Origin of the sequence: Microbacterium sp. NPDC079356 (assembly GCF_049545465.1) — a bacterium.
Taxonomy (GTDB): Bacteria; Actinomycetota; Actinomycetes; order Actinomycetales; family Microbacteriaceae; genus Microbacterium; species Microbacterium gawkjiense.
Genome location: NZ_JBMWDN010000007.1, coordinates 74,247 through 100,916, shown reverse-complemented (window position 1 = coordinate 100,916; position 26,670 = coordinate 74,247). Strand labels below are relative to the sequence as shown.

Below are 26,670 nucleotides of genomic sequence, written 5' to 3'. Positions count from 1 at the left end.
CCCCCCTTCCCCTGTCACAAACAGCAGCCGCGCGCGGCGTGTTGTGACAGGGGAAGGCGGGGGGCTCAGCGGGCGGACCAGCCGCCGTCCATCGTGTAGCTCGCGCCGCTGACCATGCCGGCATCCGGCCCCGCGAGCCAGACCGCGAGGGCGGCGACCTCCTCGGGTTCGACGAGGCGCTTGACCGCGGCCTCGGCGAGCAGCACCTGCGACAGCACCTCGTCCTCGCCGATGCCGTGCAGCTTCGCCTGGTCGGCGATCTGCTTCTCGACCAACGGCGAGCGCACGTACCCGGGGTTGATGCAGTTGCTCGTCACCCCGTGCGCACCGCCCTCGAGGGCGGTCGCCTTCGACAGTCCCTCGAGACCGTGCTTCGCGGCGACGTAGGCCGACTTGTAGGGGGATGCCACGAGTCCGTGCACGCTCGACATGTTCAGGATGCGGCCGAACCCGCGCTCGTACATGGCGGGCAGCGCCGCGCGGATGAGCAGGAACGGCGCCTCGAGCATGAGGCGCATCATGAACGAGAAGCGCTCGGGCTCGAACTCCTCGATCGGGCGGACGTGCTGGATGCCGGCGTTGTTCACGAGGATGTCGACGTCCAGCCGCAGGTCGGCGAGGACCGCCGTGTCGCTCAGGTCCACGGCCCACGCCTCGCCGCCGACGGCGGCAGCGACCCGCTGCGCGCCGTCGGCGTCGACGTCCGCGACCGTCACCCGGGCACCGGCGGCGGCGAGCGCCGAGGCGCACGCCGACCCGATGCCGCTCGCGCCACCCGTGACCAGGGCGGTCCGGCCGGTGAGGTCGGTCATGCCCGCTCCTTCTCGCGGAGCAGTTCGGCTGTACGGGCGGCATCCGCGTCGTCGATCGCCTGCAGTGAGGCACCCTTCGTCTCGCGCATGAGGACGATCGTGGTCCCGGTGATGAGGCAGGCGATCGCGATGTAGATCGAGACCGGGGTCCACGAGCCGAAGTCCCGCAGCCACTGGGTCGCCAGGATCGGGGCGAGCGAGCCGGCGGCGATCGCCGTCACCTGCGCGCCGAGCGAGACGCCGGAGTAGCGCATGCGGGTCGGGAACAGCTCGGCCATGATCGCCGGCTGCGGCGCGTACAGGAACGCGTGGAACGTCAAGCCAACGGTCACGGCGAGCACGATGAGCACGGGGTTGAGCGTGTCGAACAGCGGGAAGGCGAAGAACGCCCACGTCGCGCTGAGGATCGCGCCCGTCAGGGCGACGGGCCGGCGGCCGAACCGGTCGGCGAGGCGCCCCACCTGCGGAATCACGAGGAAGTGCACGACGTGCGCGATGAGCAGGGCGAGCAGCAGCTGGCTGGTGTCGTACTCGTGGACGGTCTTCAGGTAGACGATCGAGAAGCTGACGACGATGTAGTAGACGATGTTCTCCGCGAACCGCACGCCCATGGCCTGCAGCACGCCGACCGGGTAGCGACGCAGCACCTCGACGACGCCGTACGAGACCGCCTTCTCGGCCTCGACCTGCGCCTTGGCCTCGAGGAAGATCGGCGCCTCCTCGACGTGACGGCGGATGTAGAAACCGACGAGGACGATGACGGCCGACAGCCAGAACGCGATGCGCCATCCCCAGCCGAGGAAGTCCTCGGAGCTCAGCACCCACGAGGTGATGAGCAGCACGAGCGTCGCGAGCAGGTTGCCGACGGGCACGGCGGCCTGCGGCCAGCTCGACCAGAACGCGCGCGACCGGTTCGGGCTCTGCTCGGCGACGAGGAGCACGGCACCGCCCCACTCGCCGCCGACCGCGAAGCCCTGCAGGAAGCGCAGCGCGACCAGCAGCGCGGGGGCCCAGTACCCGATCTCGACGAAGCCGGGCAGGCAGCCCATCAGGAAGGTGGCGACGCCGACGATGATGATCGTCGCCTGCAGGGTGGGCTTGCGGCCGAAGCGGTCGCCGATCTGGCCGAACACGACGCCGCCGAGCGGCCGCGCGATGAAGCCGACCGCGTAGGTGACGAAGGCGGCGATGATCCCGTCGAGCGACGATCCGGTCTGCGGGAAGAAGTAGGTGCCGAACACGAGGCTCGCGGCGGTGGCGTAGAGGAAGAACTCGTACCACTCGACGACGGTGCCGGCCATCGAGGCGGCGACGACGCGGCGCAGGCCGGACGGGGTGGGGGATGCCGCGGGGTCGGCGGCGCGGGTGGGGGCTGACATGGTCTCTCCGATCGATGTCGTCGATGACATCCGGGGTGGTCTGCTCTGACGCGGGACGCGGTCGCGCAGTCGGGCGGCGGCTGGGAGCTCACGGCGCTCGGCCGCCAGGCGGTCGACACCGCGGGACGGATCGAGTCCGCGCTGACGCAGCTCTCCGGCGCCGGCGAGGACCACGACCCGATCGCGGGTGTCGTGCGCATGTCGGCGACGGACGGGTTCAGCGCCTTCATCGCCGCCCCCGCCGTCGCGCGGCTGCGCCGGCAGCACCCGCGCCTGAGCGTCGAGATCGTCACCGCGACCCGGCGGGCCGCCGCGCACCGTCCCGGCCTCGACATCGAGGTGGTCGTCGGCGCCCCGCAATCCCGGCGCGCGCAGGGCGTCGAGCTCGGCGCGTACACGCTCGGGATGTACGCCTCGCGTGCCTATCTGGAACGGGAGGGGATGCCGCGCGACGCCGCCGAGCTCATGCGGCATCCGCTCGTCTACTTCGTCGACGCGATCCTGCAGGTCGACGCCCTCGACCTGCCGCGGCGCCTCGTACCCGAGATGCGCGACGGACTGAGCTCGACGAACGTGTTCGTGCACGTCGAGGCGACGCGGGCGGGGGCGGGCATCGGGCTGCTGCCGTGCTTCGTCGCCGACCGGCACGACGACCTCGTGCGGCTGCTGCCCGATCAGTTCGACGAGCGGCTGCCGTACTGGATGATCGTGCGGCCCGAGTCGCTGCGGATCCCGGCGGTCGCCGCCCTCGCGGACGCGCTGCGCGACGAGACCGCGGCCGCCGCCGCGATGCTCGCCGGGCGCCGCTGACGCGCGGCGTTCTCCTCCCCTGTCACAACCTGCAGCCGCGCACGGCGTGTTGCGACAGGGGAAGCCCCGGCGCCCCGTCAGTCGATCGCGACGAGCGCGGCGCGGCGGGGCCGGACGATCGGGTCCTGGTACCGGGCCGGGGTGACGGTGATGTCGGTCTGGTCGTCGAACCAGCTGCCCGCGCCGCGACGGCCGAGCACCTTGCGCGCGGTGAGGATGCCCCAGACGAGCGGTGCGCCGACGGCGAGCGCGACGGCTCCCGTGAGCGAGCGGTCCTCGCGGCCGAGCACGGCCTTTCGCTGCCACGCCTCGTGCAGCGCGCCCCCGCGGGCCGTCGGGACGAACCGCGGCGGCAGCAGGCCGCGCCGGCGCAGCGAGACGAGCTGCTCGACGTCGGACCACCAGGTCGACTGCTCGGGCGCGTGGAAGTAGTTGTCGGCGAGCCACTGCGCGTTCGGGTGGCGGAACCGGCGGGCGATCACGTCCTCGGCACTGCCCTGCACGCCGCTGCCGTTGAACACGGTGTTGAGGTGGGTCTTCGAGACGCCGAAGGTGTCGAGGGCGATGACGGGGACGCCCATCGCCATGGCCTCGATCGCCGCCGTCGAGCTGACCGTCACGAGCCCCTCGGCGTTCGCGAGCGCCTGCGCCATCGGCTCGTGCGAGAAGACGAGGTTGTCGGGCCGGTCCCGCAGCAGTTCGGTCAGCTCGGTGCGCTCGTAGTGCGTCTCGGTCTCGCCGAGCTCGGGGCGGGAGCGCAGCTTCACGACGACGCGCCGCGACGGGTCGGCCATGGCCGCGGCCCGCAGGATGCCCGCGATCGCGACCCGGTCGGCGGGCTCGCGCGGGACGATCGCCTGCGCCGCGAAGACGAGGTCGGTGCCGCCCCCGGACGGACGCGCCGGACGCGCGAACGGCAGGGTCGCGAGCCCCAGGCGCAGCTCGAGGCCGAGGCGCTGGGCCAGGTGCCGGAACGCCCGTCGCTCGCGCTGCGAGTGCACGATCATGAGGTCGCAGTGCTTGCGGTACATCGCGGCGCCGCGCTGGGCGGGGATCGAGATGCCGGGCAGCCCCGACACCACGACGGGCCGCGGCGCGACGCGGTCGATCTGCCGCATCACGAGCCGCACGAACGGGCCGCGGCCGCCGATGACGACGACGTCGGGCCGGTCCTTCGCGAGCCAGGCCGCGATGTCGTCGCAGGCCAGGCGGGTGACCGCCTCGGGACGGATGCCGGTGCCCGCCAACGCCGCATGCTCCTGCGCCACGCTCACCGTGAGCGGCGTCTTCACGAGCAGCAGGTGGGGGTCCACCGACGGCGCGGAGTCGATGAGCGCCGCCGACCACTTCACGAAGGAGTCGGCGTCGGCGATCGCGACGACGCGCAGGCGTCCCGGACGGTCACCGCGCATGGTCATGCCGGGACGCGGCGCAGCTTCGCCATGGGGGCGAGCTCACCCTCGTAGATGCGCTTCACCCCGTCGCCGAGAGCCGTCTCGATGACGCGGATGTCGCGGACGAGGTGCTCGAGACCGGTCGGCTCGAGCGAGGCGGCGTGGTCGGAGCCCCACATCGTGCGGTCGAGGGTGATGTGGCGTTCGACGGCGACCGCGCCGAGGGCGACGGCGGCGAGGGAGATCTGCAGGCCGCGCTCGTGACCGGAGTACCCGACGGGGATGCCGGCGTAGCGGTCGCGGAGCGAGGCGATCATCTTGATGTTCGCCTCCTCGGGCTCCATCGGGTAGGTCGACGTCGCGTGCATGAGCACCGTGCGGTCGGTGCCGAGCACCTCGAGCGCGCGGTCGATCTGCTCGATCGTCGACATGCCCGTCGAGAGGATGACCGGCTTGCCGGTGGCGCGCAGCGCCTCGAGCAGCTCGATGTCGGTGAGGCTCGCCGAGGCGACCTTGTGGGCGACGACGCCGAGGTCCTCGAGGAACTCGACGCTCGGGACGTCCCACGGCGAGGCGAACCAGTCGAGGCCGCGCATCGTGGCGTGGTCGCCGATCTCGATGTACTGGTCGCGGTCGAACTCGACGCGGTAGCGGTACTCGAGGTAGGTCATCGTGCCCCACGGGGTCTCGCGGAGCGTGTCGCGCATGTGTGCGGGCGTCGCGATCTCGGGGGTGCGCTTTTGGAACTTGACCGCGTTCGCGCCGGCGTCGGCGGCGACGTCGATCAGACGCTTGGCGAGCTCGACGTCGCCATTGTGGTTGAGGCCGATCTCGGCGATGACGTACACGGGGTGTCCGCCGCCGAGTACGTGGTTTCCGATGGTCACCGTCATGGCGAGTCCTTTCGTCGTTACTCCCCTCAGCGTCGGTTCCGACCGTGAATGACGGATGAATCCCGGGTGGCGAGGACCGGACGACTGGCTGTCGGGTGGGTGCGTCAGCGTGCGGCGAGGACGCGGTCGGCCAGTTCGCGCACCGCTCCGGCGCCGCCGGGGCGCGTCAGCACGACGCGCGCGGCGGCGACGACCTCGGGCCGGGCGTCGGCGACGGCGACGGGCCAGCCGACGAGAGCCATCGCCGGCAGGTCGTTGACGTCGTTGCCGAGATAGGCCGTCTCGGCGAGGTCGATGCCGCGGTCGGTCGCCCACTGCCGCAGCACGGTCGCCTTGTCGTCGACGCCGTGGATCACCTCGACCTGCAGCTTCTCGGCGCGGGCGCGGACGACCGCGTTCTGCTCGGTCGACAGGATCAGCACCGGCACCCCGGCCCGCCGGAGCAGCGCGACCCCCATGCCGTCGGAGCGGCTGACGCGCACGTGCTCGGTGCCGGCGGCATCCACCCAGGCGGAGTCGTCGGTGTGGACGCCGTCGAAGTCGGTCACGACGACCCGCGCGGCAAGCGGTTCGGCGGGCTCGAGCAGGTGCGCGAGGGTCTGCGCCGTGCGCAGTTGCGCCGGGTCGTCGACCTCGATCGCGGTCTCCTCGGGGACCTCGACGATCTCCGTCCGGCCGAAGAAGCGGTGCCGGGCCTCCCGGAACCCGTCGGTCGTGAAGACGTAGAACGCCCCCGTCTCGACGTAGTGCGGGTCGCGGTCCTGCCGGCGCGGTCGGTGTGCGGCGTCGTGACCGAGAGCGGATGCCGCACCGGCGGCATCCCTCCGCCAGACGAACTCGTAGCTCTCCCGCGCCGAGAACACGCTGTCGGCGCGACCGCCCCGCACGAGCGCCACCGCCTCACCGAGGGCGGCGGCGGGGATGAAGGGGCTCGTCGCCTGCAGGAACGCCGTCACCCGGGGGGTGATCCCCTCGGCCGCGAGGGTGTCGAGGGCGTGCAGCAGCGCGCTCTCGGAGCTGGCCTGGTCGCCGGAGATGTCGGCGGGGCGGTCGACGACGCGCGCCCCGGCGGCGCGCGCGGCGTCGGCGATTGCGGCGTCGTCGGTCGAGACGACGACGAGGTCGATCGCGCCGGAGGTCAGCGCGGCACGGACGGCGCGCGCGACGAGCGGGATGCCGCCGACGCGAGCGACGTTCTTGCCCGGCACGCCTTTCGACCCGCCGCGGGCGGGGATGATCGCGATCGTCTGGGCGGTGCTCGGTGTCACGTCATCCTCCTCGCAGGGCCTTCCAGGCCCGCTTCCCCCGGCGCCGCGCGCCGCGGAGCGCGAGCTGCACCTCGGTGATGCGACTCGCGCCGTCGCGCTGCCCGAGCGCACGCGAGAACAGGCCGGGCGTGCCGCCGCCGGGCAGCGCGAGCGAGGTCAGGCGCGCGCGGGCGAAATACCGGGAACGCTCGGCGGCGGGCGCTGACGCAAGGAACTCCTCGGCGCGCGGCCGCAGGTGCGCGGCGATGACCGGCTGCATGGCGTACCCGACGGCATCGACGAGCAGCTGCATCCGCTCTCCCGGGTAGGGCGAGTCCGGACGGGTGAGCGCGTCGATGATCGTGACCGGGATGCGGTTGCCGTTCTCGAACGGGGTGAGTCGCTGCAGCAGCAGATCGGTGCCGACGGCGCCGATGGGCAGGCCGGTCAGCGCCTGCAGCGTGGGCAGGGCCGTCGAGAAGCCGGCGACCGCGCCGACGAACGGCAGCCGCACGGCGAGGACCTCGGCGGGGGTGCCGCCGCGGAAGACGGTGAAGCTCACCCCGCGCGCGGCGGCGTGCGCCGCGAGGTCGTCGATGAGGGCGGGGGCCGACGACGGGTGCGGCTTGAACACGATCGAGCCCGGGCGCCACTCGAGCGCGCGGTCGATCATGTCGCACTGCATCCGCAGCTCCTCGTCGGCCGAGATGAGTTTCAGCGCCGAGAGGTACTGCCCGAGCACGAGGGCCGGACGATCGAGCTGCACGAGCGCATCGATCTCGGGGTGGTCCGTCGCGGCGGCGACCTCGTCGACGACCGCGCGGAGGGCGGCGGGCGGCACCGGCACGCGATCGGCGGCGGGGAACAGCAGCGGCTCGACCCCGGGCACGGTGTCGGCGTAGACGACGGCGGTGACCCGGCTCGCGACGGTGTGCGGCCAGCGGTTGCGGATCGGCGAGTACGTCATGAGGCCGTCGCCGACGATCGACACGTCGGCACCGGCGAACACGTCGATGAACACCCGCGACGGCGCAACCTGCGGGCTCTGCAGGAACAGCTCGACGGCCGCGTCGCCGATCCCCCAGGCCTCACGCAGGAGGCGCTCGAGGACGGGAGCCGCATTCGCGGTCACGCGCCAATGCGGCGGGCGCTCGGGGGCGAGCAGCTCGTTCAGGTCGACGACGCGGTCGAACCGCGCGCGGAGGGTGGCCAGGTGCGCGGCGTCCCCGATGCCCGGGGCGGCTTCGGGGATGATCGCCGCGTTCACGGCGACGAGGATGCGCCCCGACGGGGATGCCGGGATGGCCCCGGCATCCATCGCCGCGACAGCGGTCATGAGACCGTACGCGGAGTTGAGGACGAAGATCTGCGTCATGCGGTGCGCACCTCGCGCACGAGGCGCGCAAGGATGCGGCGACGGCGGTCCGACAGCCGCGACAGCGCCGGGTCGATCTGCTCGGCCGGGATGGCGCGCAGCAGGTCACGGATGCCGGTGCGCAGCGCCGTGCGGTCGGCGGTCGACATCGCGCGGGCGCGGAACAGGTGGTAGGCGCACACCGACATGGTCGTGGTCGCGATCTTCGGGAGGAAGCGGTCCGCCTCGTCGTCGGCCTCGACGACGCGGATCGCCTCCGCGAAGGCGGGGAGGAAGTCGAGCTGGCGACGGTCGAGCACCTGGGTGAGCGAGGTGGTGACGCCGCGGCGGTACAGGATCGCGGGGGCGTCCACGACCGCGAACGATTCCGCGCGCAGGTGCAGGCGCCAGATCCACGGGCGGTCCTCCGCCGTGAACAGGCCCGGCTCGAAGTGCGCGAGACCCTGATCCAGCACGCGCCGGTGGAACATGCCCGCCCAGGCATAGGGGTAGTCGACCATCGTCGTCTCGTCGGCCGGCATGATGGCGTCGCGCGGCGACACGACCCGGCCTCGGCGCCCGTGCGGTGCCCGCATCAGACGTCGACGCCCGTCGGTGTCGGTGACATGGTCGGTGCGGACGAAGTCGCATTCCAGCCGGCGCATCGAGCCGACGAGGCTCTCGAGGCGGTCCGGGTGCATCCAGTCGTCACCGTCGACGAAGCAGAAGAACTCGGTGTCGACGAGGTCGAGTCCCTGGTTGCGCGCGGCCGCGAGGCCGACGGGCTGCGCGTTCGAGATGATCTCGACGTGGGGCATCTCGCGGGCGAAGTGCTGCACCTGCGCGCGGGTGTCGTCCGTCGAGCCGTCGTCGATGACCACGAGGCGCAGGCGGCCCGGGTCCTCGAACTGGCGTCCGAGCGTCGTGACGGTCGTGCCGATGTACGGACCGGCGTCTTTCGCCGGCAGGATGACGGTCACGATCGGGGAGGACACCCCGCGATCCAAACAAGCGGGCGTGACCGGAAGGTGTCGTCCGGGTGAACGGTCGTGGTCGGGCGTTCAGGCGAGCCCGAAGGCGGCGAGCTCCTCGTCGGTCAGCATCCGGGACCGGATGAGGAACCGCATCCCCGTCGGCCCCTCGACCGAGAACCCCGCCCCGCGTCCCGGAACGACGTCGATCGTGAGGTGCGTGTACTTCCAGTACTCGAACTGGGATGCCGACATGTACACCTCGATCGGATCGTCGAGGCCCGCGTCGATCTCGCCGAGTTTCACGTCGCCCGCGCCGGTGAGGAACATGCCCACGGGGTAGCACATGGGGCTGCTGCCGTCGCAGCATCCGCCCGACTGATGGAACATCAGCGGACCGTGCTGCGCGGTGAGGGTGCGCAGCAGGGCCGCCGCCTCGTCCGAGACGGCGACCCTGCTGTAGGTGGTGTCGGTCATGGGGTGACGGCTCAGAAGAAGCCCATCGCGCCTTCGGCGTACGACACGAGGAGGTTCTTCGTCTGCTGGTAGTGGTCGAGCATCTTCAGGTGGTTCTCGCGTCCGATGCCCGACTGCTTGTACCCGCCGAAGGCCGCGTGGGCGGGGTACTGGTGGTACGTGTTCGTCCACACACGGCCGGCCTCGATCGCACGTCCCGCCCGGTACATGGTGTCAGCCGAGCGGCTCCAGACGCCTGCACCGAGACCGTAGAGGGTGTCGTTGGCGATGTCGATCGCGTCGCCGAAGTCGTCGAAGCTCGTCACCGAGACGACCGGGCCGAAGATCTCCTCCTGGAAGATCCGCATGTCGTTCGTGCCCTCGAACACCGTCGGCGCGACGTAGTATCCGCCGCTCAGGTCGCCGCCGAGGTCGACCCGCTCACCGCCGGCCAGCAGCTTGGCGCCGCCCTGCTTTCCGATGTCGATGTAGCTGAGGATCTTCTCCAGCTGGTCGTTGGAGGCCTGCGCACCGATCATGGTCGCCGGGTCGAGCGGGTTGCCCTGCACGATCTTCGAGACCCGGTCGAGGCCGTCGCCCAGGAACTGGTCGTAGATCGACCGCTGGATGAGAGCGCGTGACGGGCACGTGCACACCTCGCCCTGGTTCAGCGCGAAGAACGTGAAGCCCTCGAGCGCCTTGTCGTAGTACGCGTCGCGGTCGCGCGCCACGTCGTCGAAGAAGACGTTCGCGCTCTTGCCGCCGAGCTCGAGCGTGACGGGGATGAGGTTCTGCGATGCGTACTGCATGATGAGCCGGCCGGTCGTGGTCTCACCGGTGAAGGCGACCTTGCGGATGCGCTTGTGCTGCGCGAGCGGCGCGCCCGCCTCGATCCCGAAGCCGTTCACGATGTTGACGACGCCCGCCGGAAGCAGGTCGCCGATGATCTCGAACAGGAACAGGATGGATGCCGGGGTCTGCTCGGCGGGCTTGAGCACGACGCAGTTGCCCGCGGCGAGGGCGGGAGCGAGCTTCCACGTGGCCATGAGGATCGGGAAGTTCCACGGGATGATCTGGCCGACCACACCGAGGGGCTCATGGAAGTGGTAGGCGACGGTGTCCTCGTCGATCTGGCTGAGCGAGCCCTCCTGAGCCCGGAGCACACCTGCGAAGTAGCGGAAGTGGTCGACGGCGAGCGGGATGTCGGCGGCGAGCGTCTCGCGCACCGGCTTGCCGTTCTCCCACGTCTCGGCGACGGCGATCTTCTCGAGGTTCTCCTCGATGCGGTCGGCGATCTTGTTGAGGATGACGGCGCGCTCGGCGGGCGTGGTCTTCTTCCACGACGCGAACGCCTTCCACGCGACGTCGACCGCGCGGTCGATGTCCTCCACGGTGCCGCGGCCGACCTCGCAGAACGGCTTGCCGGTGACGGGGGTGATGTTCTCGAAGTACTGGCCCTTGATCGGATCGACGAACTCGCCGCCGATGTAGTGGCCGTAGCGCGCCCGGTACTCCGCGACCGCGCCCCGCTGGCCGGGTGCGGCGTAGACGCTCGAGACGCCCTCTTCGACGATGGTCATGCTGTCTCCTTCGACGGACATGGATGCGGCGACGTCGCCGCGGATCGGATGCCGGCACGCTACGCCGCGCAACGTTGCATCCGGTTGCGCCCCGGCATCCCTCCGTCCCCGCCTTCCCCTGTCGCAACACGCCGCGGCGCCCTGCCGTTTGCGACAGGGGAACGACCCGTCAGGCGCCGAGGGCCTCGAGCCGGGCGACGAGCCCGGGGCGACGCGGCGAGCGCGGCGGCAGCAGGCGCAGGCACAGGCGGAGCACCTCGGCATCCTCCCGCCCGTCGGCGCTGTCGGCGTAGGCGAGCAGCGCCTCGACGCCGGCCTCGCCGATCATCGTCTCGCGCAGGGTGGCCCGCACCGACGTGCGCAGCTCCTCCACCCCGGGCGCGACGGAGTCCGGCAGCACCGGTCCGGTGTACGCGGCGAGCGCGACGCGGTGCGCCCCGCGGTCGAGCAGCGACACGACGTGCTGCACGTCGGTCTCGAGCTCCGCCGGCAGCCGGTACGGACGCGACAGCGGCACGAGCTGCGGGGCCTGCTTCTCGAGCACCCTGCGCAGCCGCACCATCTCGGGACGCAGGGTCTCGACCGCGGGCTCGCCGTAGACGAGGTCGGCGAGCGCCTCGGCCGACAGGCCTTCCCGGTGGCTGGCGAGCATGAGCAGGATCTCCGCGTGTCGTGCGCTGAGCTCGAGGACGGATGCCGCGGCATCCCCCTCCGTCTCGAGCAGCGCCCGGTCGCGCCCCAGCACCCGCAGGGTCGCGTGCCGGACGGTCGCGGCGCGGGGGGCTCGGCGCCGGGGCGCCTCGGCGCGGGAGCGCAGCCGTCCGACGAGCAGCTCGCTCTCGATGGCGCGCGCCGTCGCGTCGACGAGCAACTGCGCCTGCGGCGTGACGGCCTCGCTGCCGCCGGTGACGTCGATCACCCCGAGCAGGCGATGGGTCTCGGGGTCGTGGACCGGCGCCGCGGTGCACGACCACGGCTGCACGAAGCGGTTGAAATGCTCGGCCTGCCGGATCTGCACCGCCCGGTCGAGCGCGAGCGCCGTGCCGGGCGCCGACGTGCCGACGGATGCCTCGGCCCAGTCCGCGCCGGCGACGAATCCCATATCGCCGGTGAGGGTGCGCACCCCGCGGTCGCCCTCGACCCAGAGGAGGCGACCCGAGGCATCCCCGACCGCGACGATGACACCTGAGTCCTCGGCGGAACCGGGCAGCAGGAGCGATCGCACCATCTCCATGACCCCGGCGAGCGGATGCGCCCGCCGGTAGGCCTCGAGCTCGTCGGCCGTCATGTCGAGGCGCGGGAGCCCTTCGGCGGCGGCATCCGAGGCCAGCGACCGGCGCCACGACTCCCGGACCAGCGGCCGGACGTCCTCGAGTCGCGGGTCGCCGGCGTTCCCGGCGAGGAGCTCCTCGTGCGCACGCTCGATCAGCAGGCGCGAGGTGGCGGGCGCGACCTCGACCCGGGCGGACCACGGCGAGCTCATGGGGCTCCGATCATCGTCGAAGGAGCGGTGCCGGTCAGTCTAGGTCGACCTGCCCGGGAACGACAGGGCGGGGGCGGCCCGCGGCAAGGCGACCACCCGCGCTCGCCTGTCACGACACGCCGTCGCCGGCCGCAGATCGTGACAGGCGAGCGGCCCCGGGGCCCCGCCGCCGGGCCATGATGAAGGCATGAGCTCCGCGAAGTCCGTCGCCGCCGTCGTCGTCCGTCGCCTGACGCGGTGGGGCACGGCATCCGTCGTCGGCGGCGGCGCGCTCGCGCTGTTCCCGCGCACCCGCGCGTTCGGCCTGCAGAACCTGATGTGGGGCGCGATCGACGCCGGTCTCGCGGCGTTCACCCGCCGTCAGCGGAGCGTCCCGAAGAAGCGGATGCTGCGCCGCATCCTCCTGGTGAACGCGGCGCTCGACGTCGGTTACGTCGCCACCGGCGCCCACCTCGCGGCGCGTACGCCCTCGTTCGGGGGGCGCCTGAGCCGGGCGGATGCCCGCGGACACGGTCTCGCGATCGTCATCCAGGGTGCCGTCCTCTTCGTCATCGACCTCACCGCAGCGCGACGCCTCTGACGTCGTCTTGCGCCGCCCACCCCCGTCGTGTAAAGCTGACTTGACAGTAAAGTTAGCTTGACACGACGGAGGGAATCATGACCGGCATCGGCGACACCGCGCCACAGCTCGACCGCACGCGATGGGGCCGCCTGCGCGGCGGCAGCCGCACCCCCGCGATGGCGATCGCGATCCCGGCCGGCCTCGTGCTCGCCGTCGCGGTCGGCGTCATCGCCGGCGCGATGTGGAACGCCCCCACCCCGCCGTTCATCGTCGGGATCGGTTTCACCGTCGTCACCCTGCCGGCGCTCGTCGGCCTGGTGTGGGCGTTCCTCGTCGATCGCGAGACCATCCGCGGCGCGATCGACCGCCCCGAGGAGTCCATCGAGGGCGCCTGGTACGACAAGGCCGCGCAGGGCGCGTTCTCGGACACGCTGCTGATCACGGGCCTCGGCACGGCGTTCTTCGCCATCACCAGCATCCGCGTCGACATGCTCATCGCCCTGATCGGCGTGCTCGTCGTCGCGATGGGCAGCTGCGGCATCCGCTATCTGATCGCGCGACGTCGGGGCTGAGCGTGCAGAACTCCCTGCCCGCACTCCGTCAGGACCGCGGCTGGTCGCAGCAGCGCCTCGCCGACGAGCTCGGCGTCTCGCGCCAGACGATCATCTCCATCGAACGCGGGCGCTTCGACCCCAGCCTGCCGCTCGCGTTCCGCATCGCCCGCCTGTTCGAGACGACCATCGAGACCGTGTTCGAGCCGGACGGGGAGTGACCCGCCGCGTGCACGGGCTCAGCCCCGCGCGGCCCACCACTCGCGCAGGCGCTGCTCGGCGGCATCCGCTCCGATGACCCCCTCGTCGAGGCGGATGTCGAGCAGGAACCGGTACGCCTCGCCGACCTCGCGACCGGGACGGATGCCGAGGACCTCCTGGATCCGGTTGCCGTCGAGCTCGGGACGCATCGCGTTGAGCTCCTCCTCCTCGGCGAGCGCCGCGATGCGCGACTCGATGTCGTCGTACGCGGTTCGCAGCCGCGCCGCCTTGCGTTTGTTGCGGGTCGTCACGTCGGCGCGCGTGAGGATGTGCAGCCGCTCGAGCTGCTCGCCCGCGTCGCGGACGTACCGGCGGACGGCCGAGTCGGTCCACGCGCCCTCGGCGTACCCGAAGAAGCGCAGGTGCTGCTCGATGAGCTGACACACGGCATCCGTCGTCGCACCGTCGAACCGCAGCGCCTGCAGCCGCTTGCGCGCCATCCGCGCGCCCTTGACGTCGTGGTGGTGGAAGCTGACCGCGCCGCCCGGCTCGAGCTTGCGGGTTGCGGGCTTGCCGATGTCGTGCAGGAGCGCGGCGAGGCGCAGGGTCACGTCGGGCGCCTGACCCGGGTGCCGCTGCTTCTCGAGGTCGATCGCCTGCGCGAGCACCGTGAGCGAGTGCTCGTACACGTCCTTGTGGTGGTGGTGCTCGTCGACCTCGAGCCGCAGGGCCGGGACCTCGGGCAGGAAGAGCGCCATGAGGCCGGTGTCGACGAGCAGACGGATGCCGCGGTCCGGCGCCTCCGTCGACAGGAGCTTCACGAGCTCCCCCTGGATCCGCTCGGGGCTCACGATCGACAGGCTCGGCGCGAGCCGGCTCATCGCCTCGAGGGTCGCAGGGTGCACGTCCATGCCGAGCTGGCTCGCGAAGCGGGCGGCGCGCAGCATCCGGAGCGGGTCGTCGCCGAAGCTGACGTCCGGATCGGTGGGGGTGCGCAGCGACCCGCCGACGAGGTCCTCGACGCCGCCGGTCGGGTCGACGAGCGACGGTCCCGGGATGCGGAGCGCCATCGCGTTGACCGTGAAGTCGCGGCGGACGAGGTCCTGCTCGAGGGTGTCGCCGAACTCGACGGTGGGTTTACGGGTCGCGCCGTCGTAGCTGTCGGCGCGGTAGGTCGTGATCTCGACCTGCTCGCCCCTGATCTTCGCGCCGATCGTGCCGAACGCACGGCCGATGTCCCACGTCGCCGTCGCGAGCGGTTTCACGATGCGCAGGATGTCGTCGGGTCGCGCGTTCGTCGTGTAGTCGAGGTCGTTGACGGTGCGGCCGAGCAGCGCGTCGCGGACGGGTCCGCCGACGATCGCGAGCTCGAACCCGGCATCCGCGAACGCGCGGGCGAGCGTGGCCGACACGGGAGCCTCGGCGAGCGCGCCCAGGCGCGCGAGACCCTCGGCCATGTTCAGCATGCCTACGAGCCTACCGACGGCATCCGGCGCCCCCCGCCTCACACCACGCGCAGGAATCCCGTGAACGCCAGCTCGCGCACGCGCGGCAGCAGGTCGGCGCGGAGCGCGGCGGCATCCACCTCGAGCAGGTCGGCGATCGCGTCGATGAGCACGCCGAGCGGCAGGTCGCCGTCGCACGCGCCGACGAGGGCGGCCAGTGCGGGGTCGACGTTCAGCACGCGCCCGAACCCGGCGCCCTGGCGCAGCTCGATCACCGAGGGTTCCTCGGCGCCCGGGCGGTGGTGGCGGGCCTCGGTGACGTCCGACGCCACGACCGCGGTCGCCTCGGCCAGTCCGTCGTCGTCGAGCAGCCCGAGGCGGTCCCACGCCGCGAGCGCGGCCGCCAGGTGCGGCCCCAGGGCCCCGGGCACCGGCTGGGTGACGCGCTCGTAGCGGGCGAGGGGCGGCATCCCGATCGGCGTCCGTCGCAGCAGCAGGTACCCGAAGCCGACCGCCGTCACCCCGCGCGCGGCGAAGTCCCCGAGCCACGCGTCGATGAGCCGCGGGTAGTCGGGGCTCCCCGGCGCCGTGCCGCCGTCGCGCACCCACAGTTCGGCGTAGGCGAGCGGGTCGAGCTGCTCGCGTTCCACGATCCATGCGTCGAGCGGGTGAGCGGATGCCGCGACCCACTCCCGCACGCGGTCGAGACCGTCCTGCCCGTCGCGGTACTCCCAGTTGCCGAGCAGCTGCGCCGTCCCGCCGGGGGCGAGCACCCCGCCGACGCCCGACACGAACGCCGCGACGAGATCGTCACCCGCGAAACCGGCATCCCGGTATTCGTACTCGGGCACCCCGGCGACGCGCGGCGTGATGACGAACGGGGGATTCGAGACGACGCGGTCGAACTCCTCGCCCGCGACGGGCTCGAACAGGCTGCCGTGGCGCACCTCGATGCTGTCGACGTCGTTGAGCGCGGCGTTCAGCAGCGTGAACCGCAGCGCCCGCTCCGACACGTCGGTCGCGACGACGCTCGACGCGCTCCGCCGCGCCCGCAGGGCCTGGATGCCGCATCCCGTCCCGACGTCGAGTACGCGCCGCGCGGGGGTGTCGAGTTGCAGACCGGCGAGCGTGAGCGAGGCGCCGCCGACGCCCAGGACGTGCCCGGTCGGCAGCGCGCCGCCCAGCGCCGCCTCGTCGAGGTCGCTCACGATCCACCACCACCCCGAGCCGGCGGCATCCGTGTAGTCCTGCGGGCGCAGCAGCACGAGCGGTGTCGCGGTGCCGCACTCGACGCGCACGATCCCGAGCGTCACGAGACCCGCGACCCCGGCGGTCGGCAGCGCGCGGTCGAGGTCCGCGGCCGGCGCGGCGTCGCCGAGGAAGAGCGTGCGGCACAGCACCGCGAGCGCGTCGCTGCGGCCCGCGAGGGCACGGCGGGCAGGGGCGAGCAGGCCGCGGCCGATCCCGTCGTCGGCGAGCGGCCCCCACGCGGCCCGGACGGCGTCGGCCGTGTACCCGGCGGCGGCGAGGTCGGCGCGGAGCGCGGCGGTCGTGGACGGGTCGGGATGCCGGATGTCGCTCACCGTCCCATTCAACCGGCCTCGGGGCCCAATCAGGGGCTCCGCAGGACGGGGACCCTAGAATCACTCCCGATGGTGCGGTCATCGATCGCACGGGAATCGACCTCTTCATGACCTTCATCTCGCCTGCTCCGGGCCGACGTCCGCCTCGCCGATCCCTGTGGCTGCGTACGGCGGCGGCAGCGACGGCCGTGATCGCCCTCGCCGCCCCGGCCCCGGCGGCCTTCGCCGCGGTCGACGACGCGCCCGACGAGACCGTCACCGCCACCCTCGCGCCGGGCGCGGGCGGAGTGGTCCCCGCATCCGGCGATCTGACCCTGACCCTCACGGCCGACAACCCGGGCCCGGACGCCGTCCCCGCCGGCGCGGCGACCGTGGGGATCGGCTCCGATCCCCTCGTGTCGACCGCGGCGATCGCGTCGTGGCTCGACAGCGGCTCGACGGGCGCGTCGTTCGACGACGTGGGCGAGATCGCGATGCCCGAGGTCGCGTCCGAGCAGTCGGCATCCGCCGCGCTCACGATCGACGCGGGCGATGCCCCCATCGACGACCTCGACCCGGGCGTGTACCCGGTCCGGGCTGTCTACGGCACCGGCGAGGACAGTCTCCGCGCGCGGACCGTCCTCGTCGTCCCCGACACCGGCGCACCGGCTCGTCAGATCGGCGTCGTCGTGCCCATCACCGCGGGGCCGCAGTCCACCGGCGTCCTCAGCTCCGATCAACTGTCCGAACTCACCGCCGAGGGGGGCGACCTGCGCGAGCAGGTGGATGCCGTGACGGGCACGCCGGCGATCCTCGCCGTGGATCCCGCGATCACCGCCTCGATCCGCGCCCTGGGCTCCGCGGCGCCGGCCGACGCGGTCGCGTGGCTCGACGACCTGATCGCGCTCCCGAACGACCGGTTCGCGCTGCAGTACGGCGACGCCGATCTCGCCGCGCAGATCGGCGCGGGCGAGGCATCCCCCCTCCGGCCGGTCTCGTTCGCGGCCTACCTCGACCCCACCGACTTCGGCGCCCCCGCGGTCGACGGCGAGGCGACCCCGACCCCGACGCCGACCCCCGAGGAACCGACCCTCCCCACGCTCGAGGAGCTGTTCGACGTCGGCGCCGACCGCGACAGCGTCTTCTGGCCCGCGACCGGAACGGCCGGCGCCGAGACCGTCGCCGCCCTGGGTGCCGTGACGGGCGGCGATGACCCGCCCGTCACGCTCCTGCCGAGCTCGGTGGTGCGATCGGATGCCGGGGCGCACGCGGTCTCGGCCGACACGGACCTGCTCCTCTACGACGCCGGCCTCTCGCGCCTGCTCGAGGACGCCTCCGCGACCGATGCCGACACCGCCCGCGGAGCGCTCCTGGCGGAGTTCACGGCCCGGGTGGCCGTGGGCGACCTCGCCGACCCCCTGCTCGTCACGGTCGACCGCTCGAACGGTCGGTCCCAGGCCGCCCTGCGCGGCGCGATCGACGCGGCGACCGGGCTCCCCGGCTGGACGGCGACCGACCTCGACGGCCTCCTCGCGGCTCCCGCCGCCGCGGTCGACGTCGATTCCGTCCCCGCCGACCAGGACCGCGTCGCGGTGATCGACGGGTTCCGCGCCGCGCACGGCGGTCTGCAGCGCATCTCGGGTGTGCTCGACGACCCGACGCTGCTCACCTCGTCGGTGCGGGCGACCGAGCTGCAGCTGCTCGGAAACGCGTGGCTCGACGACCGCGAGGGATGGGATGCCGCGATCCAGGCGCAGCGCGAGCGCATCGCCTCGTGGACCGACGGTGTCGCCCTCGTCCTCGGCGGCCCCATCACCCTCGCCGGGGCCTCCGCGCCCCTCGTCTTCACCGTCCGCAACGACCTGCCGTGGCCGGCCCGTGTCGACCTGCTCGCCTCGCCCGGTGACGCGCGTCTGGTGATCGAGTCGACGACCGAGGTCGAGATCGGCGCCCAGCAGACCAGCCGCGTCGCGATCCCCGTCTCCGCCCTCGTGGGCAGCGGCGAATCCTCCGTCGACCTGCAGCTGCGCACCCCGTCCGGCGTCGAGATCGGGCGGAGCGAGACCGTCGAGGTGTCGGTGCGCGCCGAATGGGAGTCGGTGGCCCTCGTCATCCTCATCGTCCTCGTGTCCGCCCTCCTCGTCTTCGGTGTCGTCCGGACGGTCCGACGGCGCAAGCGGATGCCGGTGGCCCCGTGATGGCCGGCCTCGGACGCGCGAGCGCCACCGTCGCCGCCGGTACCATGGCGTCCCGCATCACGGGACTCATCCGCAACATCGTGCTCACGGTCGCCGTCGGCACCGTCGGCGCGAAGGCTGCGGACTCGTTCGCGATCGCGAACCAGCTGCCGAACTCGGTGTTCGCGCTCATCTCCTCGGGGCTCCTCGCCGGCGTGATCGTCCCGCAGATCGTCAAGGCCGTGAAGACGCACGACGACCGCGGCAGCGCCTTCGTGTCGAAACTGCTGACCCTGGGCGTCCTCGCCCTGCTGGTCGTCACGATCGTCGCCGTCGTGGCGGCGCCCGTGCTCGTGGAGATCTACGCGGGGAGGTTCACCGACCCGGCGGCGAAGACGCTCACCCTCGCCCTCGCCTACTGGTGTCTGCCGCAGCTGCTCTTCTACGGGCTGTACGCGCTCGTGGGCGAGATCCTCAACGCGAATCGCATCTTCGGGCCGTTCGCCTGGTCGCCGATCGTGAACAACCTGATCTCGATCGCGGGCTTCGGCGTCTTCATCGTGCTGTTCGGCACCTACGAGTCGGCCTCGGGCTGGACGGCGGGCATGATCGCGCTGATGGGCGGCACCGCGACCCTCGGGATCGTCGTGCAGGCCGGCATCCTGTTCCTGTTCTGGCGGCGAGCGGGATTGCACGTGCGGCCCGACTTCGGCTGGCGGGGCATCGGCCTCCGTCAGATCGGCCGCCTCGCCGGCTGGACGTTCCTCATGGTCGTCGTCGGGCAGATCGCCGGCGCCTTCCAGATCAACATCGTGGGCGCCGCCTCGGGTCCCGCGGCGGCCGGTGCGACGCTGCAGAACGCCTGGCTGCTGTTCATGCTCCCGTTCTCCGTGATCGTCCTCTCCCTCGGGACCCCGTACTACACGAAGCTCAGCGAGCACGTCGCGGAGGGACGGACGGATGCGGTCACCGCCGACCTGTCCTCCCTCACCCGGACCGTCGGCATCTTCATGGTCGGCATCCTCGCCGCGATGGCCGTGGCCTCCGTGCCGCTGGCGCGCTTGTTCACGACATCGCCGGACAACGCCGTCGCCTTCGCCTGGGTCCTGGGCGCGTACCTGCTCGCGCTCCTGCCGCTGTCGTTCCAGTTCGGCATCCAGCGCACCTTCTACGCCCTCAAGGACACCCGCACCCCCTTCGTGTACACGCTCGTGCAGGCGGCGCTGGTCATCGCGACGGCTCTGGCCGCGTCGGCGCTCGTCCACGCCGGCATCCTGCCCCTGACCTGGCTCGCCTTCGCGATCGCCCTCGGACAGTCCGTGGCGAACATCCTGCAGTTCGCACTCGCGATCACCCTCCTGCGGCGGAAGATCGGTCCGCTCGGTTTCGGTGCGGCGTTCCGCGGAGTCCTGCGCTTCCTGCTCGCGGCCGTCCCTGCAGCGGCCGCGGGGTGGGCCGTCTTCCTCCTTCTCGGCGGGGTCGAGGGGTGGGCCGTCTCCGAGCGTCTCCCCGGATTCTTCGGCGCCGCTCTCATCGGCGGTGTGACACTGCTGGTCTACGGCGGCATCCTGGCCCTGTTTCGCACTCCCGAGCTGGGCGTCGCGTTCCGTGCCGTCCGCCGCTTCCTGCCGGGCCGGTGAGCCCCCGGTCCGTGGAATGCCACGCGGCTACCATGGGTTGAACTGTCAGGGCGCGAACATCGCCCAGACGAAGAGAGGATTCATCGTGCGCAAGGTCATCATCATCGGCTCGGGTCCGGCGGGCTACACCGCGGCGATCTACGCGGCGCGCGCGAACCTGTCGCCCCTCGTCGTCGCCAGCTCGGTCGAGGCCGGCGGAGAGCTAATGAACACGACCGAGGTCGAGAACTTCCCCGGGTTCCCCGAGGGCATCATGGGCCCCGACCTCATGACCAAGATGCAGGAGCAGGCCGAGAAGTTCGGCGCCGAGGTCGTCTACGACGACGTCGTGTCGCTCGACGTCTCGGGCGACATCAAGACCGTCACGCTCGGCCGCGGCGAGACGCACGAGGCCGAGGCGATCGTGTTCGCCACCGGTTCCGCGCCCCGCAAGATCGGCATCGAGGGCGAGACCCGCCTGTCGGGCCGTGGCGTCTCGTACTGCGCCACGTGCGACGGCTTCTTCTTCCGCGAGAAGGTCATCGCCGTCGTCGGCGGCGGCGACTCCGCGATGGAGGAGGCGACGTTCCTCACGAAGTTCGCCTCGAAGGTCTACGTGATCCACCGTCGCGACGAGCTGCGCGCCTCGAAGATCATGCAGGACCGCGCCAAGGCCAACGAGAAGATCGAGTTCGTCTGGAACGCCGAGGTCATCGACGTCCTGGGTGAGGATGCCGTGACCGGCGTGCGTCTGCGCGACACCGTCGACGGGTCCGAGCGCGACCTCGCCCTCGACGGCGTGTTCGTCGCGATCGGCTATGACCCCCGCACGCACCTCGTGCACAACGTCCTCGACATCACCGAGCACGGCACCGTGTGGGTCGATGGCCGCACCTCGAAGACCTCCGTCCCCGGTGTCTTCGCCGCCGGTGACGTCATCGACCCGACCTACCGCCAGGCCGTCACCGCTGCCGGCAGCGGCACGGTCGCCGCCCTCGACCTCGAGCACTACCTCGCCGCGCGCGGCGACGCGGGTGCCCCCGCGCAGGACGCCGCACTGATCGACGGGCTGCCGACCCCCGCCTGAGCGCGGAACAATTGCGGCATCCGCTGCGTTTTCCCCTCTGACACCCACGTGTCGATTCCTAAGGAGACAGACATATGACCGCCAAGGCCACGAGTGAGAGCACCTGGCAGCAGGACGTCATCGACGCCGAAGGCCCCGTCCTGGTGGACTTCTGGGCGGCGTGGTGCGGACCCTGTCGCATGGTCGGCCCCATCCTCGACGAGATCCAGACCGAGAACCCCGAGAAGATCACGGTTCTGAAGCTCAACGTCGACGAGAACCCGCAGCTCGCCCTGGAGTACCAGATCACGTCGATCCCGGCGATGAAGGTCTTCCACAAGGGTCAGGTCGAGAAGACGATCATCGGCGCCAAGCCGAAGTTCGCCCTCGAGCAGGACCTCGCCGACTACATCGGCTGAGCACGCCACGTCACGAAGGACCCGCGCGACCTCGGTCGCCGGGTCCTTCGTCGTTTCCGCGCCGCCGGAACATCCGCGCCCACCACGACGGACGGGACGCGAGTTCCCACGCGCGTCGACCCGCGTCGGTGCGTTCGCTCCGGCGCGCACCCGGCAGATCCGCGATGTCGGCACGGCCACGGACGAGGTCCTCGACGACCGCCGGCAGACGCAAGAGCCGGGTGAGGTGACCGGGGAGGTCGTCATCGTTGTCGCAGCGGCGAAGTCGCTCCAGGTCGGCAGGTGTCACCCGCAGCTCGTCGAGGACGGGCCGGTCGTCGACGAGTTCCGGCATCCGCTCGACGGCGGCCGTGCGCAGCATCCGCTGCACCTCCCCCGTCCACCCCTCCTCCGGCAGGACCGGCACCCATCGTGCCGGCCACGACAGCGTCAGATCCGGGATGCCGCGCCCCCGCATCCGCTCCTTCTCCGGCAGCGCCGCGAGTCCGGCGGCGCTGAACACCTCCATCGTGAGGCCCGTCCGCGTGCGGGTGAGCGCGACCATGGGGCGCTGCGCCGGCGGCCAGGAGTCCCGGACGTGCCCGTGCGCCACGACGATGGCCGCTCCGTCGACCTCGGCGACGGTGACGGATGCCTCGAGCTGCTGCGCGAGCGAGGTGAGACCGGTAACACGCTCGCCCAGCAGCACGTAGACCCGGAACGGGAGTTCTCGGACCGGTGGCGTCGACGGCGGCGGGTCTGCGGCATCCCGCCCGCGCCCGACGAGGAAGAGGCCGTCGGATTCGAGCAGCACGTCGGCCCACCATTCCGCCGCGAGGGAGTCCAGCACCGACTCGGGTGCGGTGCTCGTGACCGTGCCGTCGGACGCGACGACCACCTGGCCGTCGGGCGTGAGGGCCACGCGCGCGATCACGGTGCCGTCCTCGTCGCCGACGACGGCGGGTATCCCCCGTTGTCGGAGCGCGGCGCGCACCGCATCGATGGTGAGGACTGTCCGCGACGGGGCGATGTCGATCGTGGCGATCGTCAGTTCGTCCATTGGCGACGTTTCACGTGGAACGGTCAGGAGGCTCGGACCGAGACGTTCCACGTCCGATGCGGCTCGCTGCCGAGCAGGCGCCAGACGGCCGCGCTCAGCGCGGGGTAATCCAGGGCGATCTGCCGCAGCACACGGTAGTTCCGCGCCTGGCTCGGACGCTGCCCCCCGTCGGCCGCGATGTTCTCCGCCCGCAGGGTGAGCACGACCAGCTCGTCGACCGAGGGCAGATCCTCCATGAAGGCCCAGGGATCCTCACCGTCGCGCAGCCGCTCCTCGACTAACACCGACAACTCGTCCGACGCCTCCGCGCGCAGCACCTCGAGGCTCGCGCGTCGGGGGAGGTTGGGGCGATCGCTCACCCCTCCAGCCTACGCTCGCCTCCCGACGTCCGGCCCCGATCAGGAGCCGCCGAACTCCGTCTCGCCGAGCTCACCGAGGATGCGGTTGAGATCCTGGATCGTCGCGAAATCAATGCTGATCTGGCCTTTCCTTGCCGTCAGCGAGATCTTCACCTTTGTGTTGAGCCGGTCCCCCAGCCGCTCCGCGACGTCGTCGAGGTGCGCACGGCGCGTGCCGGCCTTGGGGAGCGGACGCACCCGATTGCCGATCGTCTTGGCGGCTGCCTCCGCGGCGCGCACCGAGAGATCCTCGTTCACGATCTTGTCGGCCAGGCGCTGCATGTGGTCGGCGTCGTCGACCGAGAGGATGGCGCGGGCGTGGCCGGCGCTGAGCACGCCGGCCGCGACGCGCTGCTGCACGGGCACGGGGAGCTTGAGCAGCCGGATCGTGTTGCTGATCTGCGGACGCGATCGCCCGATGCGCGTCGCCAGCTCCTCCTGGGTGATCCCGAAGTCCTCGAGGAGCTGCTGGTAGGCGGACGCCTCTTCGAGCGGGTTCAGCTGCGAACGGTGCAGGTTCTCGAGCAGCGCGTCGCGCAGCAGGTGCTCGTCCTCGGTCTCCCGCAGGACCGCCGGGATCGCGGTCAGGCCGGCTTCGCGGGCAGCGCGCGTGCGGCGCTCGCCCATGATGAGCTCGTACGCGCCGTCCTCGTTGCGCCGCACGACGACCGGCTGCAGCACACCGAACTCGCGGACGCTGTGCACGAGCTCGGCGAGGTCGTCCGCGTCGAAGTTCGTGCGCGGCTGGCGCGGGTTGGGGACGATCTCGTTCGGGTCGACCTCGATCAGACGCGTTCCGGGAACGGCGACGAGCTCATCCTCCCCCGCCGGAGTCTCCGCGGGTGCGGCATCCTGGTTCGATCCGTCGGCGTCGGCTGCGGGCAGCGACGCTCCCGGGAAGAACACGTCCACGGGACGTGCCTCCGACGAGTCCTGCGTGGGGATGAGGGCTCCGATGCCCCGGCCCAGTCCGGTTCGCTTGGCCATCAGTGGGCTCCTTCTTCTGAGTTCTGTGCGAGACCGCGCCGCGCGATCTCGACCGCCGCCTCGCGGTACGCCACGGCGCCCGCGGACTGTCCGTCGTAGGCGATGACCGTCTGCCCGAAGCTCGGGGCCTCGGAGACACGGACCGACCGCGGGATGACGGTGGTCAGCACCCGGTCGGGGAAGTGCGTGCGCACCTCGTCAGCGACCTGCTGCGCGAGTCGGGTCCGCCCGTCGTACATGGTCAGCAGGATGGTGGACAGGTGCAGGGCGGGGTTGAGGTGCTTCTGGATCATCGAGACGCTCCCCAGCAGCTGACTCAGTCCCTCGAGCGCGTAGTACTCGCACTGGATCGGGATGAGGACCTCGGTCGCAGCCGTGAAAGCGTTGATCGTGAGAAGTCCGAGCGACGGCGGGCAGTCGATGAACACGTAATCGACGTGGTTGTCCGCCAGGTAGGTATCCAGGGCCGTCCGCAGACGGTGCTCCCGCGCGACCTGGGAGACGAGCTCGATCTCCGCGCCGGCGAGATGGATGGTCGACGGTGCACAGAGCAGATTCGGCGACTCCGGGCTCGTCTGGATCACGTCCGCGAGCGGCTCCTCATCGATGAGGACGTCGTAGATGCTCGCGACGTCGGCGCTGTGCGGGATGCCGAGCGCCGTCGACGAGTTCCCCTGCGGGTCGAGATCGATGACGAGCACGCGCGCACCGACGGAGGCGAGCCCCGCCGCCAGGTTGACGGTCGTCGTGGTCTTCCCCACGCCGCCCTTCTGGTTCGACACCGTGAAGACGCGGGTGGAGCCGTCGAACTCGACCTTCACCTCGGCGAGGACCTTCCTGCGCGACGTCAGATCCGCCAATTCGCGGGCGATCGGACTGTCGTCGAAAGAGAAGGGTGCGGGAGAGGTGGTGTTCTCCGAATCCGGCACCTGTTACTCCTGTCGTGTCGAGGACGTTCCCACTGTAGTCGAGGCCTCCGTCAGCCTCCGGCGCCGATCGTCGTTTCACGTGAAACAGGGAACCTGCGCTCCGCACGTTTCACGTGAAACGTTCGCCGACGTTGCAGGCCGCTCGATGTTCCACGTGAAACATCGCCGGCTGTTATCAGCGCACGGTGGCGCGGATGACGCGCGTCGACTCGGCGACGACACCGTCGCCGACGGGTTCGACCCGGACATCCGATAACCGGAACTTCCGAATCGCCTTTTCCGCGGCGGAGATCTCGTTCGCTGCGTTGGCACCTTTGAGCAGGACCAGCTCCCCGCCGTCCCGCACCAACGGCGCAGTGATCGGGATGAGGGTGCGGAACGCGCTCACGGCGCGGGCGGTCACCGCATCCAACACAGCACCCTCGGTCCAATCCTCGCCGCGTGCGCGGACGATCTCGACGTTGTCGAGCCCGAGCTCGTCCGTCTGCTCCGTCAGCCACGCGATGCGGCGCTCCATCGGCTCGATGAGCACCCAGCGGACGTCAGCACGTGCGATGGCGAGCACGAGTCCCGGCAGACCGGCGCCGGAACCGATGTCACCGACGCGGGATCCGGCCGTGAACAGCGGCGCAGCGACCGCACTGTTGAGGATGTGCCGGGTCCAGATGCGGGGGAGTTCGAGTGGTCCGATGAGACCGCGCTCCTCGCCCTGGGCGATCAGCGCGTCGGTGAAGCGACGAGCGAGATCGATCCGATCGCCGAAGACGGATGCCGCGGCATCCGGTTCGCGCTCGGGTGTTTCACGTGAAACGTCAGCCACGGCGCAGAACGGTGTGGCGATCGGCGCCTTCGCCGTAGGACTCCGACACCAGGCCGTGCTCCGCGGCGATGTCATGCACGAGCTTGCGTTCGTAGCTGGACATCGGCGGCAGGGATGCCTGCGAGGCACCGTCGTCGAGGCGCTCCAGCGCACGCTCCACGAGCTTCTGCAGCTGCGCGCGTCGCGCTTCGCGCGATCCGCCCACATCCAGGATGAGGCGCGAGAACCGACCGGTCTTGGTCTGCACCGCGATGCGGGTCAGCTCCTGCAGCGCCTGCACCGTCTCGGGGTCGGACAGGAGCGAGAGTGCGTCGGGCTGCTCGTTCTCGACGGACACGTACGCGCGGCCGGCGCGCACGTCGAGCGTCAGGTCGCCGTCGATGTCCGCGATGTCGAGGATGCCCTCGACGAAGTCGGCGGCGATGTCGCCTTCCTGCTCGAGCTCGTCGACGGTGGGCACAGCGCGAGCGCCGGGGGTCTGGTCAGTGGTCGTCATGATCGATCCTTCGGTCCTCG

Annotated in this window: 25 protein-coding genes and 1 pseudogene; 8 read left to right on the top strand and 18 right to left on the bottom strand. The window is 71.5% G+C overall.

The annotated features are described in order from the left end of the window. Positions 1 to 65 precede the first annotated feature (65 nt). Together ACPEH0_RS13820 and ACPEH0_RS13815 are read right to left on the bottom strand one after the other, a co-directional pair. Positions 66 to 812, bottom strand: coding sequence for a 3-hydroxybutyrate dehydrogenase (locus ACPEH0_RS13820; protein ID WP_366214406.1), 747 nt, complete (start codon positions 810 to 812; stop codon positions 66 to 68). Continuing rightward, the gene (locus ACPEH0_RS13815; RefSeq protein ID WP_366214407.1) at positions 809 to 2,191 is read right to left on the bottom strand and encodes an MFS transporter; all 1,383 of its coding nucleotides are present in this window, start codon (positions 2,189 to 2,191) and stop codon (positions 809 to 811) included. The genes ACPEH0_RS13820 and ACPEH0_RS13815 overlap by 4 nt, the downstream gene beginning before the upstream one ends. Positions 2,192 to 2,251: 60 nt before the next feature. Here ACPEH0_RS13815 and ACPEH0_RS13810 point away from each other — a divergent pair. After that, positions 2,252 to 3,001: pseudogene (locus ACPEH0_RS13810) on the top strand (LysR substrate-binding domain-containing protein); the annotation flags it as partial. A 77-nt stretch (positions 3,002 to 3,078) separates the two neighbouring features. On the opposite strand, the gene ACPEH0_RS13805 reads toward ACPEH0_RS13810, so the two are convergent. The 8 genes from ACPEH0_RS13805 to ACPEH0_RS13770 all read right to left on the bottom strand — a co-directional run bounded on the left by ACPEH0_RS13805 (position 3,079) and on the right by ACPEH0_RS13770 (position 12,379). Continuing rightward, positions 3,079 to 4,419 (bottom strand): DUF6716 putative glycosyltransferase, encoded by a 1,341-nt coding sequence (locus ACPEH0_RS13805; protein ID WP_366214408.1) that lies wholly within the window; start codon positions 4,417 to 4,419, stop codon positions 3,079 to 3,081. Further along, positions 4,416 to 5,288 carry an N-acetylneuraminate synthase family protein gene (locus tag ACPEH0_RS13800; protein WP_217528854.1) on the bottom strand — a complete coding sequence of 291 codons (873 nt, stop codon included), beginning with the start codon at positions 5,286 to 5,288 and terminating at the stop codon, positions 4,416 to 4,418. Before ACPEH0_RS13800 ends, ACPEH0_RS13805 begins: the two co-directional genes overlap by 4 nt. A gap of 104 nt (positions 5,289 to 5,392) precedes the next feature. Next, the gene (locus tag ACPEH0_RS13795; protein ID WP_366214409.1) at positions 5,393 to 6,556 is read right to left on the bottom strand and encodes an acylneuraminate cytidylyltransferase; all 1,164 of its coding nucleotides are present in this window, start codon (positions 6,554 to 6,556) and stop codon (positions 5,393 to 5,395) included. 1 nt (position 6,557) lies between these two features. Then, a complete protein-coding gene (locus ACPEH0_RS13790; RefSeq protein WP_366214410.1) occupies positions 6,558 to 7,910 on the bottom strand; it encodes a polysialyltransferase family glycosyltransferase in 1,353 nt (450 codons plus the stop codon). After that, the gene (locus ACPEH0_RS13785; RefSeq protein WP_366214411.1) at positions 7,907 to 8,884 is read right to left on the bottom strand and encodes a glycosyltransferase family 2 protein; all 978 of its coding nucleotides are present in this window, start codon (positions 8,882 to 8,884) and stop codon (positions 7,907 to 7,909) included. The genes ACPEH0_RS13790 and ACPEH0_RS13785 overlap by 4 nt, the downstream gene beginning before the upstream one ends. A 66-nt stretch (positions 8,885 to 8,950) precedes the next feature. Beyond that, positions 8,951 to 9,337 (bottom strand): DUF779 domain-containing protein, encoded by a 387-nt coding sequence (locus ACPEH0_RS13780; RefSeq protein WP_217528859.1) that lies wholly within the window; start codon positions 9,335 to 9,337, stop codon positions 8,951 to 8,953. 11 nt (positions 9,338 to 9,348) lie between these two features. After that, positions 9,349 to 10,896: an acetaldehyde dehydrogenase ExaC gene (gene exaC / locus ACPEH0_RS13775; protein ID WP_217528861.1), complete on the bottom strand. Its 1,548-nt coding sequence runs from the start codon at positions 10,894 to 10,896 to the stop codon at positions 9,349 to 9,351. A 169-nt stretch (positions 10,897 to 11,065) separates the two neighbouring features. Next, positions 11,066 to 12,379, bottom strand: coding sequence for a GAF domain-containing protein (locus ACPEH0_RS13770; protein WP_366214412.1), 1,314 nt, complete (start codon positions 12,377 to 12,379; stop codon positions 11,066 to 11,068). Between the two features lie 187 nt (positions 12,380 to 12,566). Between ACPEH0_RS13770 and ACPEH0_RS13765 the strand changes: the two genes are divergently transcribed. The 3 genes from ACPEH0_RS13765 to ACPEH0_RS13755 all read left to right on the top strand — a co-directional run bounded on the left by ACPEH0_RS13765 (position 12,567) and on the right by ACPEH0_RS13755 (position 13,713). Next, complete coding sequence (locus ACPEH0_RS13765) at positions 12,567 to 12,959, top strand: DUF6992 family protein (RefSeq protein ID WP_366214413.1); 393 nt, start codon at positions 12,567 to 12,569, stop codon at positions 12,957 to 12,959. A 77-nt stretch (positions 12,960 to 13,036) separates the two neighbouring features. After that, the gene (locus ACPEH0_RS13760; RefSeq protein WP_217528867.1) at positions 13,037 to 13,513 is read left to right on the top strand and encodes a hypothetical protein; all 477 of its coding nucleotides are present in this window, start codon (positions 13,037 to 13,039) and stop codon (positions 13,511 to 13,513) included. 2 nt (positions 13,514 to 13,515) lie between these two features. After that, the gene (locus ACPEH0_RS13755) at positions 13,516 to 13,713 is read left to right on the top strand and encodes a helix-turn-helix transcriptional regulator (protein WP_064002794.1); all 198 of its coding nucleotides are present in this window, start codon (positions 13,516 to 13,518) and stop codon (positions 13,711 to 13,713) included. Between the two features lie 18 nt (positions 13,714 to 13,731). Here the strand turns inward: ACPEH0_RS13755 and ACPEH0_RS13750 are convergent, their stop codons facing one another. Further along, positions 13,732 to 15,159 (bottom strand): CCA tRNA nucleotidyltransferase, encoded by a 1,428-nt coding sequence (locus tag ACPEH0_RS13750; protein ID WP_366214414.1) that lies wholly within the window; start codon positions 15,157 to 15,159, stop codon positions 13,732 to 13,734. 38 nt (positions 15,160 to 15,197) lie between these two features. After that, complete coding sequence (locus ACPEH0_RS13745; protein WP_366214416.1) at positions 15,198 to 16,721, bottom strand: DUF7059 domain-containing protein; 1,524 nt, start codon at positions 16,719 to 16,721, stop codon at positions 15,198 to 15,200. Positions 16,722 to 16,828: 107 nt separating this feature from the next. Here ACPEH0_RS13745 and ACPEH0_RS13740 point away from each other — a divergent pair, with 107 nt between their 5' ends. The 4 genes from ACPEH0_RS13740 (at position 16,829) to trxA (ending at position 21,981) form a co-directional block, all read left to right on the top strand. After that, on the top strand, positions 16,829 to 18,898 hold the full coding sequence (locus ACPEH0_RS13740) for a DUF6049 family protein (protein ID WP_366214417.1): 2,070 nt from the start codon (positions 16,829 to 16,831) through the stop codon (positions 18,896 to 18,898). After that, positions 18,898 to 20,517 (top strand): murein biosynthesis integral membrane protein MurJ, encoded by a 1,620-nt coding sequence (gene murJ, locus ACPEH0_RS13735; protein ID WP_366214457.1) that lies wholly within the window; start codon positions 18,898 to 18,900, stop codon positions 20,515 to 20,517. Before ACPEH0_RS13740 ends, murJ begins: the two co-directional genes overlap by 1 nt. An 85-nt stretch (positions 20,518 to 20,602) precedes the next feature. Then, a complete protein-coding gene (gene trxB, locus ACPEH0_RS13730) occupies positions 20,603 to 21,583 on the top strand; it encodes a thioredoxin-disulfide reductase (RefSeq protein WP_061018795.1) in 981 nt (326 codons plus the stop codon). A 74-nt stretch (positions 21,584 to 21,657) separates the two neighbouring features. Then, positions 21,658 to 21,981, top strand: coding sequence for a thioredoxin (trxA, locus tag ACPEH0_RS13725; RefSeq protein WP_217528877.1), 324 nt, complete (start codon positions 21,658 to 21,660; stop codon positions 21,979 to 21,981). A 10-nt stretch (positions 21,982 to 21,991) separates the two neighbouring features. On the opposite strand, the gene ACPEH0_RS13720 is transcribed toward trxA, so the two are convergent. From ACPEH0_RS13720 to ACPEH0_RS13695, 6 genes are all read right to left on the bottom strand, one after another. After that, entirely contained in the window at positions 21,992 to 23,020 is a 1,029-nt protein-coding gene (locus ACPEH0_RS13720) for a hypothetical protein (RefSeq protein ID WP_366214418.1), read from the bottom strand. Positions 23,021 to 23,043: 23 nt separating this feature from the next. Continuing rightward, positions 23,044 to 23,379: a tryptophan synthase subunit alpha gene (locus ACPEH0_RS13715; protein ID WP_217528881.1), complete on the bottom strand. Its 336-nt coding sequence runs from the start codon at positions 23,377 to 23,379 to the stop codon at positions 23,044 to 23,046. 39 nt (positions 23,380 to 23,418) lie between these two features. Further along, a complete protein-coding gene (locus tag ACPEH0_RS13710; RefSeq protein ID WP_253035468.1) occupies positions 23,419 to 24,405 on the bottom strand; it encodes a ParB/RepB/Spo0J family partition protein in 987 nt (328 codons plus the stop codon). Further along, a complete protein-coding gene (locus ACPEH0_RS13705; RefSeq protein WP_308210405.1) occupies positions 24,405 to 25,334 on the bottom strand; it encodes a ParA family protein in 930 nt (309 codons plus the stop codon). The genes ACPEH0_RS13710 and ACPEH0_RS13705 overlap by 1 nt, the downstream gene beginning before the upstream one ends. Before the next feature lie 175 nt (positions 25,335 to 25,509). Next, the gene (rsmG, locus tag ACPEH0_RS13700) at positions 25,510 to 26,154 is read right to left on the bottom strand and encodes a 16S rRNA (guanine(527)-N(7))-methyltransferase RsmG (RefSeq protein ID WP_366214419.1); all 645 of its coding nucleotides are present in this window, start codon (positions 26,152 to 26,154) and stop codon (positions 25,510 to 25,512) included. Then, complete coding sequence (locus tag ACPEH0_RS13695; RefSeq protein ID WP_366214420.1) at positions 26,147 to 26,650, bottom strand: protein jag; 504 nt, start codon at positions 26,648 to 26,650, stop codon at positions 26,147 to 26,149. Before ACPEH0_RS13695 ends, rsmG begins: the two co-directional genes overlap by 8 nt. Between the last annotated feature and the right edge of the window lie 20 nt (positions 26,651 to 26,670).

Coding starts and splice junctions, on each gene's coding strand:
- ACPEH0_RS13820 (WP_366214406.1), bottom strand. CDS start 812: ATGACCGACCTCACCGGCCGGACCGCCCTGGTCACGGGTGGCGCGAGC.
- ACPEH0_RS13815 (WP_366214407.1), bottom strand. CDS start 2,191: ATGTCAGCCCCCACCCGCGCCGCCGACCCCGCGGCATCCCCCACCCCG.
- ACPEH0_RS13805 (WP_366214408.1), bottom strand. CDS start 4,419: ATGACCATGCGCGGTGACCGTCCGGGACGCCTGCGCGTCGTCGCGATC.
- ACPEH0_RS13800 (WP_217528854.1), bottom strand. CDS start 5,288: ATGACGGTGACCATCGGAAACCACGTACTCGGCGGCGGACACCCCGTG.
- ACPEH0_RS13790 (WP_366214410.1), bottom strand. CDS start 7,910: ATGACGCAGATCTTCGTCCTCAACTCCGCGTACGGTCTCATGACCGCT.
- ACPEH0_RS13780 (WP_217528859.1), bottom strand. CDS start 9,337: ATGACCGACACCACCTACAGCAGGGTCGCCGTCTCGGACGAGGCGGCG.
- exaC (WP_217528861.1), bottom strand. CDS start 10,896: ATGACCATCGTCGAAGAGGGCGTCTCGAGCGTCTACGCCGCACCCGGC.
- ACPEH0_RS13770 (WP_366214412.1), bottom strand. CDS start 12,379: ATGAGCTCGCCGTGGTCCGCCCGGGTCGAGGTCGCGCCCGCCACCTCG.
- ACPEH0_RS13765 (WP_366214413.1), top strand. CDS start 12,567: ATGAGCTCCGCGAAGTCCGTCGCCGCCGTCGTCGTCCGTCGCCTGACG.
- ACPEH0_RS13760 (WP_217528867.1), top strand. CDS start 13,037: ATGACCGGCATCGGCGACACCGCGCCACAGCTCGACCGCACGCGATGG.
- ACPEH0_RS13750 (WP_366214414.1), bottom strand. CDS start 15,159: ATGCTGAACATGGCCGAGGGTCTCGCGCGCCTGGGCGCGCTCGCCGAG.
- ACPEH0_RS13740 (WP_366214417.1), top strand. CDS start 16,829: ATGACCTTCATCTCGCCTGCTCCGGGCCGACGTCCGCCTCGCCGATCC.
- murJ (WP_366214457.1), top strand. CDS start 18,898: ATGGCCGGCCTCGGACGCGCGAGCGCCACCGTCGCCGCCGGTACCATG.
- trxA (WP_217528877.1), top strand. CDS start 21,658: ATGACCGCCAAGGCCACGAGTGAGAGCACCTGGCAGCAGGACGTCATC.
- ACPEH0_RS13720 (WP_366214418.1), bottom strand. CDS start 23,020: ATGGACGAACTGACGATCGCCACGATCGACATCGCCCCGTCGCGGACA.
- ACPEH0_RS13710 (WP_253035468.1), bottom strand. CDS start 24,405: ATGGCCAAGCGAACCGGACTGGGCCGGGGCATCGGAGCCCTCATCCCC.
- ACPEH0_RS13695 (WP_366214420.1), bottom strand. CDS start 26,650: ATGACGACCACTGACCAGACCCCCGGCGCTCGCGCTGTGCCCACCGTC.